The sequence below is a fragment of the Micromonospora sp. NPDC023966 genome (assembly GCF_040639095.1).
Classification (GTDB): domain Bacteria; phylum Actinomycetota; class Actinomycetes; order Mycobacteriales; family Micromonosporaceae; genus Micromonospora.
Genome location: NZ_JBEZZJ010000030.1, coordinates 33,535 through 45,385, shown reverse-complemented (window position 1 = coordinate 45,385; position 11,851 = coordinate 33,535). Strand labels below are relative to the sequence as shown.

Annotated in this window: 11 protein-coding genes and 1 riboswitch; of the genes, 6 read left to right on the top strand and 5 right to left on the bottom strand. The window is 74.7% G+C overall.

From position 1 onward, the window contains the following. Positions 1-4: 4 nt before the first annotated feature. A riboswitch (glycine riboswitch) is annotated at positions 5-103 on the top strand. A 73-nt stretch (positions 104-176) separates the two neighbouring features. Beyond that, a complete protein-coding gene (gene gcvP / locus AB0F68_RS27610) occupies positions 177-2,999 on the top strand; it encodes an aminomethyl-transferring glycine dehydrogenase (protein WP_357343427.1) in 2,823 nt (940 codons plus the stop codon). A gap of 95 nt (positions 3,000-3,094) precedes the next feature. Here the strand turns inward: gcvP and AB0F68_RS27605 are convergent, their stop codons facing one another. Then, positions 3,095-3,295 (bottom strand): DUF5999 family protein, encoded by a 201-nt coding sequence (locus tag AB0F68_RS27605; RefSeq protein WP_091258044.1) that lies wholly within the window; start codon positions 3,293-3,295, stop codon positions 3,095-3,097. A 123-nt stretch (positions 3,296-3,418) separates the two neighbouring features. Here AB0F68_RS27605 and AB0F68_RS27600 point away from each other — a divergent pair, with 123 nt between their 5' ends. Beyond that, on the top strand, positions 3,419-4,615 hold the full coding sequence (locus tag AB0F68_RS27600; protein WP_357343425.1) for a chorismate-binding protein: 1,197 nt from the start codon (positions 3,419-3,421) through the stop codon (positions 4,613-4,615). Between the two features lie 14 nt (positions 4,616-4,629). Here the strand turns inward: AB0F68_RS27600 and pip are convergent, their stop codons facing one another. Beyond that, positions 4,630-5,577, bottom strand: coding sequence for a prolyl aminopeptidase (gene pip, locus AB0F68_RS27595; protein WP_357343423.1), 948 nt, complete (start codon positions 5,575-5,577; stop codon positions 4,630-4,632). A 51-nt stretch (positions 5,578-5,628) separates the two neighbouring features. On the opposite strand from pip, the gene AB0F68_RS27590 reads away from it, so the two are divergent. The 3 genes from AB0F68_RS27590 (at position 5,629) to def (ending at position 7,506) form a co-directional block, all read left to right on the top strand. After that, positions 5,629-6,120: a MarR family transcriptional regulator gene (locus AB0F68_RS27590; protein WP_357343421.1), complete on the top strand. Its 492-nt coding sequence runs from the start codon at positions 5,629-5,631 to the stop codon at positions 6,118-6,120. Between the two features lie 77 nt (positions 6,121-6,197). Then, positions 6,198-6,986: a TetR/AcrR family transcriptional regulator gene (locus AB0F68_RS27585; RefSeq protein WP_357343419.1), complete on the top strand. Its 789-nt coding sequence runs from the start codon at positions 6,198-6,200 to the stop codon at positions 6,984-6,986. Between the two features lie 10 nt (positions 6,987-6,996). Beyond that, complete coding sequence (gene def / locus AB0F68_RS27580) at positions 6,997-7,506, top strand: peptide deformylase (RefSeq protein ID WP_357343417.1); 510 nt, start codon at positions 6,997-6,999, stop codon at positions 7,504-7,506. Between the two features lie 55 nt (positions 7,507-7,561). Here def and AB0F68_RS27575 read toward each other — a convergent pair whose 3' ends face one another. The 3 genes from AB0F68_RS27575 to AB0F68_RS27565 form a co-directional block, all read right to left on the bottom strand. Next, complete coding sequence (locus tag AB0F68_RS27575; RefSeq protein ID WP_357343415.1) at positions 7,562-9,136, bottom strand: VWA domain-containing protein; 1,575 nt, start codon at positions 9,134-9,136, stop codon at positions 7,562-7,564. Between the two features lie 158 nt (positions 9,137-9,294). Then, positions 9,295-10,068: a GNAT family N-acetyltransferase gene (locus tag AB0F68_RS27570; RefSeq protein ID WP_357343413.1), complete on the bottom strand. Its 774-nt coding sequence runs from the start codon at positions 10,066-10,068 to the stop codon at positions 9,295-9,297. Between the two features lie 33 nt (positions 10,069-10,101). After that, entirely contained in the window at positions 10,102-10,881 is a 780-nt protein-coding gene (locus AB0F68_RS27565) for a TSUP family transporter (protein ID WP_357343410.1), read from the bottom strand. Positions 10,882-11,057: 176 nt separating this feature from the next. On the opposite strand from AB0F68_RS27565, the gene AB0F68_RS27560 reads away from it, so the two are divergent. Beyond that, a complete protein-coding gene (locus AB0F68_RS27560; protein WP_357343408.1) occupies positions 11,058-11,837 on the top strand; it encodes an endonuclease/exonuclease/phosphatase family protein in 780 nt (259 codons plus the stop codon). Positions 11,838-11,851: the final 14 nt, after the last annotated feature.

Sequence of the window (11,851 nt, the reverse complement as noted above, 5' to 3'; positions counted from 1 at the left end):
CGGTACCACCCACGTGGGAGAGACCGCCCGGGAACCACCCGGACGGCGCCGAAGGGGCAGATTCTCCCCGGAACCTCTCAGGCAAAAGGACCACGTGGGCAGGCGCTGTGGAGCGCGTCAGCGCGACTCAGGGGGAGGCCGACCCGTCGACCTCGCCCCCGCAAGGAGCGCAGCGCATGACCGCAGAGCAGTTCGCCGACCGGCACATCGGCCCCGGCCCGGACGACGAGCGCCGGATGCTGGAGACCGTCGGTCACAGCTCCATCGACGAGCTGATGGACGCCGCGATCCCCGAGGTGATCCGCTGGCACGGCACCCTGGACCTGCCCGCCCCGGCCAGTGAGCGGGAGGCGATCGGCGAGCTGCGCGCGCTGGCCGCCCGCAACACCGTCGCCGTGTCGATGATCGGGCTGGGCTACCACGGCACGCACACCCCGGCGGTGATCCGCCGCAACGTGCTGGAGAACCCGGCCTGGTACACCGCGTACACGCCGTACCAGCCGGAGATCAGCCAGGGCCGGCTGGAGGCGCTGCTGAACTTCCAGACCATGGTCACCGACCTGACCGGGCTGGCCACCGCCAACGCCTCGATGCTCGACGAGGGCACCGCCGCGGCCGAGGCGATGACCCTCGCCCGCCGCGCGTCGAAGAGCAGGAGCCCGGTGTACGTGGTCGACGCCGACACCCTGCCGCAGACCATCGCCGTGATCGCCAGCCGCGCGGAGCCGCTCGGCATCGACGTGCGGGTGCTCGACGTGGAGCACGACGAGCTGCCCGCCGAGTTCTTCGGCCTGCACCTGCAGTACCCGGGCGCGTCCGGCGCGGTCCGTGACCACACGCCGCTGGTGGAGGCCGCGCACGCCGTCGGAGCGCTGGTGACGGTCGCCGCGGACCTGCTGGCGCTGACCCTGCTGCGCCCGCCGGGCGAGATCGGCGCGGACATCGCCGCCGGCACCACCCAGCGCTTCGGTGTGCCGATGGGCTTCGGCGGCCCGCACGCCGGCTACCTGGCCGTCCGGTCCGGGCTGGAGCGGATGCTGCCCGGCCGGCTCGTCGGGGTGTCCAAGGACGCCGACGGCAACCCGGCGTACCGGCTGGCGTTGCAGACCCGCGAGCAGCACATCCGGCGGGAGAAGGCGACCAGCAACATCTGCACCGCCCAGGTGCTCCTGGCGGTGATGGCCGGCATGTACGCCGTCTACCACGGCCCGGACGGGCTGCGGGCCATCGCCCGGCGTACCCATGAGGCGGCGGCGCGGCTCGCGGCCGGGCTGCGCGCCGGCGGCGTGCAGGTCGCGGACGTCGCGTTCTTCGACACCGTCACCGCGACCGTGCCCGGGCGGGCCGCCGAGGTGGTGGCCGCCGCCGCGCGGCGGAACGTGAACCTGCGGCTGGTCGACGCCGACCGGGTCGGCATCTCCTGCGACGAGACGACCACGGCCGCGCACCTGGCGGAGGTGTGGGCGGCGTTCGGCGTGGCCGAGGTCGACGGCGAGGTGGACGCGGAGCTGCCGGCGGAGTTCCGGCGCGGCAGCGACTTCCTCACCCACCCGGTGTTCCGCACCCACCACTCCGAGACGGCGATGCTGCGCTACCTGCGCCGGCTGTCGGACTTCGACTACGCCCTGGACCGGGGCATGATCCCGCTGGGCTCCTGCACGATGAAGCTGAACGCCACCACCGAGATGGAGCCGGTCACCTGGCCGGAGTTCGCGCACCTGCACCCGTTCGCCCCAGCGGAGCAGACCGCCGGCTACCGGGAGTTGATCGCCCAGCTGGAGGCCTGGCTGGCCGAGGTCACCGGCTACGACGCGGTCAGCGTGCAGCCCAACGCCGGGTCGCAGGGGGAGCTGGCCGGGCTGCTGGCCATCCGGGCCTACCACCGCCAGCGCGGGGAGGGGCACCGCGACGTGTGCCTGATCCCGTCGTCGGCGCACGGCACCAACGCCGCGTCCGCGGTGATGGCCGGCATGCGGGTGGTGGTGGTCGGCTGCGACGCCGACGGCAACGTCGACCTGGTCGACCTCGACGCGAAGATCGACAAGCACCGGGACGCGCTGGCCGCGATCATGGTGACCTACCCGTCGACCCACGGGGTGTACGAGACGGGCATCGCGCAGCTGTGCGCGAAGGTGCACGACGCCGGCGGGCAGGTGTACGTCGACGGGGCGAACCTCAACGCCCTGGTCGGCTTCGCGAAGCCGGGGCGGTTCGGGGCGGACGTGTCGCACCTGAACCTGCACAAGACGTTCTGCATCCCGCACGGCGGCGGTGGCCCCGGCGTGGGTCCGGTGGCGGTGCGGGCGCACCTGGCGCCGTTCCTGCCCGGCGACCCGCTCGGCGCGCACACCGACGGCCGGCCGGCGATCTCCGCAGCGAACCACGGTTCGGCGGGGATCCTGCCGATCCCGTGGGCGTATCTGCGGATGATGGGCGCCGAGGGGCTGGCCCGGGCCACCGGCGTGGCGGTCCTCGCGGCGAACTACGTGGCGGCGCGGCTGCGCCACCACTACCCGGTGCTGTACGCCGGCAACAAGGGCCTGGTGGCGCACGAGTGCATCCTGGACCTGCGGCCGCTGACCAAGGCCACCGGGGTCACCGTCGACGACGTGGCGAAGCGGCTGATCGACTACGGCTTCCACGCGCCGACGATGTCGTTCCCGGTGGCCGGGACGCTGATGGTGGAGCCGACCGAGAGCGAGGACCTGGCCGAGCTGGACCGGTTCTGCGACGCGATGATCGCCATCCGCGCGGAGATCGACAAGGTCGGCTCGGGGGAGTGGCCGGCGGGGGACAACCCTCTTGCCAACGCGCCGCACACCGCGGCGATGGTCTCCGGTGACGAGTGGCCCCACCCGTACCCGCGGTCGGTGGGCGCGTACCCGGCCGGGGTGGACCGGGCGGGGAAGTACTGGCCGCCGGTGCGGCGGATCGACGGCGCGTACGGCGACCGGAACCTGGTCTGCTCGTGCCCCGCGCCGGAGGCGTTCGAGAACTGAAGGCGCAGCGCGCCGGGGCGGTGCAGTGCCGCCGCCCCGGCCGGCGCGTCGACCGGTGGGGCCAACGCGTACGCTCCCTGACGGAGCGTGATCGTTCAGGCGACGAGGGCGTGCCGGGCGGGGCCGCGGTGCGGGGCGATGGTGCTGCCGTCGGGGAGCAGCTCACCGGTGTCCTCGAAGACGATGACACCGTTGCAGAGCAGGCTCCAGCCCTGCTCAGGGAAGCAGGCGATGACGCGTGCGGCTTCGCGATCGGTCGCCTCGGCGGAGGGGCAGGTGGGTAGGTGCTGGCACATCGGGTTCTCCGGACTGTGGGGGCACTGTGTCATGGTTCACATGACCAGTGACGCACAGTACCAAGCGTAAGTGCGCGCTATCGAGCAAGGATGCGGCTTGTTCACCCGAAATCGGCTGAACGGATGAGGTGGAACGAACCGGACGGCGTGGAAGCGCTCCCAAAGATGGGGGTCGACGTGCCCGGAGCCCCGCCCGAGTGCCGGGACCGGCTCGTGGAACGGGCCCGGCTGGAATGGTGGCTCGCCGACGGCGGCGACCCGGCGACGCTCGCCCAGGATTTCCTGGCCGCGCACGGCGTCGACCTGGCCGACCTGGCCCGGCCGGCCGTCCACGACCCGGACGGGACCTGCGGCGCCGCCCTGTTCCTGTCCGCCGCGGCCGGGGCGCGGGCCGCCGGCGGCGCGGCGGGCGCGCCCACCCCGCTGCCGGCACTGCCGGACCTGGTCGTGGTGGTCTACGGCCACGCCGACCGGCCGGCCCCACATGTGGGCGCCGGACGGGACGGCGGCTGGTGGCTGGGGCCGTGGCGGGACAGCTGGACTCCCGCCGCGCACGCGCAGGCCGTGACGGCGGTCCGGGGGGCCATCGGGCGCGGCGACGTCTACCAGGTCAACCTGGTCGGCCACGCCGCCGCCGGGTACGCCGGGGATCCGCTGCTCGCCCTGGCGCGGCTGGCCGCGCTGCCCGGCGCCCGCTACGGCGGCACCCTGTCCGGGCTGGGCTGGGCGATCGGCTGCGCCTCCCCGGAGACACTCGTCGCCGTCGAACACGGCCGCCTGGTCACCCGGCCGATCAAGGGCACCCGTCCGGCCACCCCGGCCGGCCGGCGGGAGCTGCTCGCCTCGGCCAAGGAACGCGCCGAGCACGTGATGATCGTCGACCTGGAACGCAACGACCTGGCCCGGGTGGCCCGCACCGGCTCGGTGCGGGTGGACGAGCTGTTCGCCGTACGCCGGTGGTGCGACCTGTGGCAGGCCGAGTCGACGGTGTCCGCGGCGCCCGCCGACGGGCTGGGCCTGGCCGACCTGCTGCGCGCGGTCTGTCCCGGCGGGTCGGTGACCGGCGCCCCGAAGCTCGCCGCGCTGGCTGAGATCGCGGCCTTGGAGCCGGTGGGCCGCGGCGCGAGCATGGGCGCGCTCGGCTGGGTCGGGGCGGGCCGGATCGATCTGGGGTTGACCATCCGCACCGCCGCGGCCGACGCCGAACGGCTGCACCTGTGGGCCGGCGGCGGTATCACCTGGGGCAGCGACCCGGCCGCCGAGGTCGCCGAGGCGGGCGCGAAGGCCGCCCCGGTCCGGGCTCTGCTCGCCGCTGGCTGAACCGCCGCCGGGGGTCAGGCGCGGGCGAAGGCGTCCAGGGCGGCGACCACCCGCTCGCCCACCCCGTGGCCGCTGCCGTGGCCGCCGGACTCGACGATCTCCAGCCGGGCGTCGGGCCAGTCCCGGGTGAGCTGCCAGGCGATGTCCGGCGGGCCGCTGACGTCCAGGCGGCCCTGCACCAGCACGCCCGGGATGCCGGCGAGCTTGCCGGCGTCGCGCAGCAGCTGCCCGTCGGGCAGGAACCCCAGGTTGCTGAAGTAGTGGGTGACCAGCCGGGTGAAGCCGGCCCGGAACGCCGGGTCGGCGTAGCGGGGGCTGGGCTGGTAGCCGCCGGCCAGGGAGACGTGCACGTCCTCCCAGGCGCACCAGTCCCGGGCGGCCCGGTCGCGCACCTGCGGGTCCGGGTCGTTGACCAGCCGGGCGTACGCGGCGGACAGGTCGCCGTCCCGGTCGGCCGCGGGCACGCCGTCGCGGAACCGGGCCCACTCCTCGGGGAAGATCCGGCCCATGTCCCGGGTCACCCAGTCGATCTCGCGGCGGGTGTTGGCGACCACGCTGAACAGCACCAGCGCGGTGACCCGGTCGGGGTGGCGCTGGGCGTAGGCCAGGGACAGCGACGAGCCCCAGGAGGCGCCGCAGAGCAGCCACCGGTCGACGCCCAGGTGCGCGCGCAGCCGTTCCATGTCGGCCAGCAGGTGGGCGGTGGTGTTGACCGACAGGTCGGTGGCCGGGTCGCTGGCCAGCGGGGTGCTGCGGCCGCAGCCGCGCTGGTCGAACAGGATGATCCGGTAGGCGGCCGGGTCGAACAGCTGCCGCCAGGAGGCGCCGGCGCCGGAGCCGGGGCCGCCGTGCACCACCAGGGCGGGCCGGCCGTCGGGGTTGCCGCAGGTCTCCCAGTGGATCCGCTGGCCGTCGCCGACGTCGAGCCGGCCCTGCGCGTACGGCTCAATCGGTGGATACATCGGCTTGCCCTCCCACGGCCCGGATACAACAGCGCTGTTACATTAGCGGACGTGACCGCCACCCCCGACCGCGAGGCCCTCGGCACCCTGCTTCGCCACGTCCTGGAGATGCTCGACGGCGACGTCGCCGCCGTCTACGCCCACCTCGACCTGGCCGACTACCGGCCGCGCTACTCACCGCTGGTGCGGGTGCTGGTCGCCGACGGGCCCCTGGCGATCGGTGACCTGGCCGCCCGGGTCGGCGTCACCCACTCCGCGGCCAGCCAGACCGTCGCGCAGATGGCCCGCGCCGGCCTGGTCGTCCTCGCCCCCGGCGCGGACGCCCGGCAGCGCATCGTCGCCCTCACCGACCGGGCGCACGCGCTGCTGCCGCTGATCGAGGCCGAGTGGGCGGCCACCACCACCGCCATGAAGCGGCTCGACGCCGAACTGCCCGTACCCCTGGCCGACGAGCTGTACGCGGTGCTCGCCGCGCTGCGCCGCCGCCCGCTGCGCGACCGGATCGCCGACACCGGCCTGGCGCCCACCCGCCCGCGGGCCTGACCCGGGCGCCCGCCCGGCGGCGGAGGCGCGCAGCCTGCCGTACCTCCGGCGAGAAGGTGGGTCGGTACAGTCGGCGGGTGGCCACCGAGTACAGCGGCACCGGGGACCCGGCGCGCAGCCTCGCGCTGCTCTGGCGTACCCGGGACAAGCCCAGCCGCAAGGGCGGCGAGTTGTCCGTGGAGCGGATCGTGCGGGCGGCCATCGAGGTCGCCGACGCCGAGGGGCTGGGCGCGCTGTCGATGCGGCGGGTCGCCGAGCGGCTCGGGGTGGGCACCATGACCCTCTACACCCACGTGCCCGGCAAGGGTGAACTGCTCGACGTCATGCTCGACACCGTCTACGGCGAGACCGCCCGCCCCGATCGGGTGCCGGGCGGCTGGCGGGGCCGGCTGGCGCAGATCGCCCGGGAGAACTTCGCCCTCTACCTGCGCCACCCGTGGCTGCTGCAGGTCGCCACCACCCGGCCGCCGCTGGGCCCCAACCTGATCGCCAAGTACGAGTACGAGCTGCGCGCCGTCGACGGGATCGGCCTGACCGACCTGGAGATGGACGCCGTGGTCACCCTGATCACCGGCTACGTGCACGGCGCGGCCCGTCCCGCCGTGGAGGCCGCCCAGGCCAGCCGGCACACCGGGATGACCGAGCAGCAGTGGTGGCACGCGCACGCCCCGTACCTGGAGAAGGTGCTCGACCCGGGCCGGTTCCCCCTCGCGGCCCGGGTGGGCGCCGCCGCCGGGCAGGAGTACCAGGCCGCCGGGGACCCGGGCGGGGCCTTCGAGTTCGGGCTGGCCCGCCTGCTCGACGGCATCGAGGTCCTGGTCCGCGACCGGGCGGGTGCGGCACCCGCCGGGGTAACGGGCCGATAGCCTTCCGGGCATGACTATGCGCCCGATCCGGATCATCGGCGACCCCGTGCTGCGCACCCCGTCGGAGCCGGTGACCAGTTTCGACGCCGAGCTGCGCGCGCTCGTGCAGGACCTCATGGACACGCTGCTCGGCGCGCCCGGCCGGGCCGGGGTGGCGGCCCCGCAGATCGGGGTGAATGCGCAGGTGTTCGTCTACGACGCCGACGGGCACCGCGGCCACCTGATCAACCCGACGCTGGAGCTGTCCGAGGAACGCCAGGACGACGACGAGGGCTGCCTGTCCATCCCCGGGCTGTACTTCCCGACCCAGCGGGCCATGCACGCCACGGCGCACGGCTTCGACCAGCACGGCCAGCCGCTGACCATCGCCGGCAGCGGGTTCCTGGCCCGCGCCCTGCAGCACGAGACCGACCACCTGCACGGCCGCCTGTACGTGGACGCCCTGCGCGGCGACATCCGCCGCCGGGCGCTGCGGGAGATCCGCGCCGGCCGGTTCGACTCGCCCAGCCGGGGCCGCTGACCGCGAGGTGCGGGGGTGGCGCGACGGCCACCCCCGCACGTCCGGTCGCGACGGGTCACTTCGGCGGCGGGGCCACCAGGCAGGTCGCGGTCGAGGTGTTACCGGAGTCGTCCACGCCGGTGATGATCGCGTCGCCGCGCAGCGTCACCTTGTAGTCGATGTCGCCGGTGCCGTCCTTGACCCGGGACTGCGCGCCCGGCGCCTGCACCAGCTTGATCTTCGTGCCGGCCGGGAACGGCCCGAACCGCACCGACGGGTCGGCGGCGTCGGAGATGTGGACCTGGACCGCCGTGTCGACGATGTCCGTGGCGGTCAGCTGGTAGAACCCGTCCGGGTTGTACGAGCCGGGGGTGTTGTCGCCGCTCGGGTTGTTGGTCGGCACGCACTGCGTGACCGGCGCGGTGGTGTCGACCACCCGCATCACCGCGGTGTCGCTGCCGGTGTTGCCGGCGGCGTCGGTGGCGGTGCAGGTGACCGTGGTGGCGCCCAGCGGGAAGGTGCTGCCGGGAGGCGGCGCGCAGGTCGGGGTGAGCGGACCGTCGACGTTGTCGGTGGCGCTCGCCGGGTAGTTGATCACCGCGCCGGCGGGGCTGGTGGCCTCCACGGTGCGGTCGTCCACGACCACGGTCGGCGGGGTCACGTCGTTGACCGTCACCGCGATGTGCTCGACGAACGCCGGCCCGCCGGACAGGCCGTTGAGCAGGAAGTCCACCGTGCAGTGCAGGGTGGCGCCCTGCGGGGCGTCGCCGGCGACCGTGATGGTCTCGGCGAACGGCACGTCGGTGCCGCTCTGCTGGGTCTTCGACGGCGCGTCGAAGCCCACCGACAGGCCCGGGTCGCAGACCACCTGCGGGCTGACGGTCACGTCGAGGTCCCGCAGCCCGGACAGGATCGCCGCGGTGACGGTGTCCGGGGCGCTGCCGACCACCTGCCCGCCGGTGGCGGTGGCCACGACGGTGGCCTGGCCGGACGCGTCCAGTCCGCCGCCCCCGCCGGTGACGTCGACGGCGAGCACCCGCGCGTCGTCGGCCTGCAGCGCGGCGGTGGCCTGCGCCAGGCTGTGCCCGGCGCTCGGGTCGTGGCTCGGCGCGTCGCCGACCAGGACCACGATCCGGCTGCTGCCCGACCGGTAGGCGATGCCCCCCTCGGAGACCTGGAACAGCCCGTTGACCCACGCCTCCGGGACGTCGCCGCCACCCCCGGCGGCCAGCCCGTCAACCGCGTTCTGCAGCGCGGTTTCGTCGCCGGTCAGGTTCTGCCGGACCCGGAACAGCTCCGCGCCGTCGCCCTCGTCGCGGTAGGAGGCCACCGCGAACTGTGCGGTGGGCTGCGCCCCGCGCACGTTGGTGATGACCTGCTGCAGGTTGGTGCGGACGTTGGCGATCGCCGGGCCCATGCTGCCGGTCGTGTCGACCAGCAGCACCACGTCCGGGTTCGGCGGGATCGGCGGCGTCGAGACCACCTTGCTGATCCCGATGGTGGCGCCGGGGTCGGCGGACCGGTCCACGCTGGCCGGGTCGACGCCGGGGGCCGCCCAGGCGGGCGCAGCCATCGCGGCGACGAGCGCGGTCACGGTGCCGGCGACGGTCACCGCCGTTCTTCGCCCGTCGGGCAGTGCTGTGAAACCCATCGTGTCTCCTTCAGCTCCGCCGCGCCCGCCCCGGGCGCGGCCTCGAAGCAGACGCTAGGGGCTGGGCCGCGCCGGCCCGGTCAGACACAAGCCCAGGTCAGGGTCGGGTTGTTGACCCGGCGTGGCGGCTGGACAGGACAGACTGAGCGGTCAGCCGCTTACGCAAGGCGATGCAGCGCGCACTCGGTGAAGTCGGCCACCCGGGTGAAGCCGAGCCGTTCGTAGAGGCGTACCGCGGGGACGTTGCCCGCCTTCACGTTGAGCGTCACGTGGTCGACGGTGGCCCGCAGCCCGGCGCACAGCGCCGCCACGGCCGCCCCGGCCAGGCCCCGCCCCCGGACGTCGGGGTGGGTGGTCACGTTGCCCAGGGCGGCCACCCGCCACGTCGGCGACCACACGTGCACCCCGGCCACCCCGACCAGCCGGCCCGCCTCCCGCACCCCCACATACCGGCCGGTGTCCAGCATCCGCGGGTCGAACCAGTTGCCCGGATACGCGGCCGCGTACAGCTCCCGCAGCTCCGGCAGGTCGGCGCGGCCCAGCGGCTCCCCGGCCGGGGCCACCGCCGCCAGCCGGGCCGGATCGGTCAGCGCCATCCGATGGTGCACGGCGGCGTCGGAGACCGCGTACCAGCGGGCCACCGTGGCCTCCAGGCCGGGGGAGAGGTGCGCCCACAGCCGCGCCGGCAGCACCGGGGCCGCCTCGGCCAGCAGCGCCGCCAGGTCCCCGGCGCGCTCCGGCGGCGCGAACGCCAGCAGCGTGGGCAGCTCGACACCGTGATACAGCAGCACCACCTGGTCGTCGCGGCGATACCAGGAGGTGTACGGCCAGAAGAAGTCGTCCAGGTCACCCAGCTGGTAGGCGTGCAGCACCGGATCCCGGCCCAGCAGCTCGGCGAGGACGGCACGGTCGTGTTCGGCGCGGACGGGCACCCGCCGATGATCACACGCCGGCGATCCGCCCCGTCACGCCACCCACTGGTCGTAGCCCAGCTTGCCCATCAGCGCCAGCACCACGACCAGCAGCACCACCCGCACGAAACCCGAGCCGCGCCGCAACGCCATCCGCGCGCCCACCGCCGCCCCGGCCACGTTGCACACCGCCATCGCCGCGCCCAGCAGCCACCACACGTGCCCGGTCGCCGCGAACACCACCAGCGCCCCCAGGTTCGTGCCCGCGTTGACCACCTTCGCCATCGCCGAGGCGTGCACGAAATCCGCCCCCACCAGCGCGGTGAACGCCACCACCAGGAACGTGCCGGTGCCCGGCCCGATCAACCCGTCGTACAGCGCGATGCCCAACCCCGCCACCGCCACGGCCGTCGCCACCCGCACCGGCGTGCGCCGCCCCGGCAGCGACACCACACCCAGCCGCGGCCGGGTCAGCACGAACACCGCCACCGACACCAGCACCACCAGCACAACCGGCCGGTACGCCCCCGCCGGCACCGCCCCCGCCAGCACCGCGCCCAACCCCGCCGTCAGCACCGCCAACCCCGCCGCCGGCCCCGCCACCGCCCAGTCCAGCTTCGTGCGCCGCGCGTACGTCAGCGCCGCCGTCGACGTACCGAAGATCGCCGCCAGCTTGTTCGTGCCCAACGCCGTCGCCACCGGCACCCCCGGCGCACCCAGCAGCAGCGCCGGCAACAGCAACAGACCACCACCGCCCACCACGGCGTCCACCCAGCCCGCCACGGCGGCCGCGCTCAACAGAGTCGTCAGCGACACAGGATCCACGGGCGGCATTCTGCCCACCCCCGGCACCCCGACGAGACCCCCTGTGGCCAGCCTCACCGCAGCTCAACGCCCCCGGCGCCGCCGCAACCACAGCCCCACCGACGCGACCGCCACGAACACCAGCATCGAACAGAGCAACGCCTTCAGCACCCGGCAAGCCTGCCACGCGGACATAGGCTGTGCAGGTGCGCCTGGCCACCTTCAACCTGCTGCACGGCCGGTCCCTCACCGACGGACTCGTCGACCCCGACCGGCTCGCCGCCGCCGTCACCGCCCTCGACGCCGACGTCCTCGCCCTGCAGGAGGTCGACCGCGACCAGTCCCGCAGCGGCAAACTCGACCTCACCGCCATCGCCGCCCGCGCCCTCGGCGCCCCCGAACACCGCTTCGCCGCCGCCGTCGTCGGCACCCCCGGCGAACAGTTCCGCCCCCTGACCCACGACGACGACGGCCACGGCGAACCCCTCTACGGCATCGGCCTGGTCAGCCGCCACCCCGTCCGCTCCTGGCAGGTCACCCGCCTGCGACCCGCCCCCGTCCGCTCACCGATCTACGTACCCGGCCCCGGCGGGGGACTGGTCCTGCTCCGCGACGAACCCCGCGTCGTCCTCGCCGCCGTGCTCGACACCCCGTACGGGCCGCTCACCGTCGCCGCCACCCACCTGTCCTTCGTGCCCGGCTGGAACATCCTGCAACTGCGCCGCGTCGTGCGCGCCCTACGCGCGCTGCCCACCCCGCGGATCCTCCTGGGCGACCTCAACCTGCCCGCCGGACCCGCCGCCCTGGTGTCCCGCTGGCGACCACTCGGGCGCCGCCCCACCTACCCGGCCGGGGAACCCCGGGTGCAGCTCGACCACATCCTCGCCGACCGGCGCGGCCTGGACCGGCTGCCCCCGGTCACCGCCGTCGACACCCCGCTGTCCACCATCTCCGACCACCGGCCGCTCCTGGTCGACCTCGGCTGACCGACCCGGCGAGC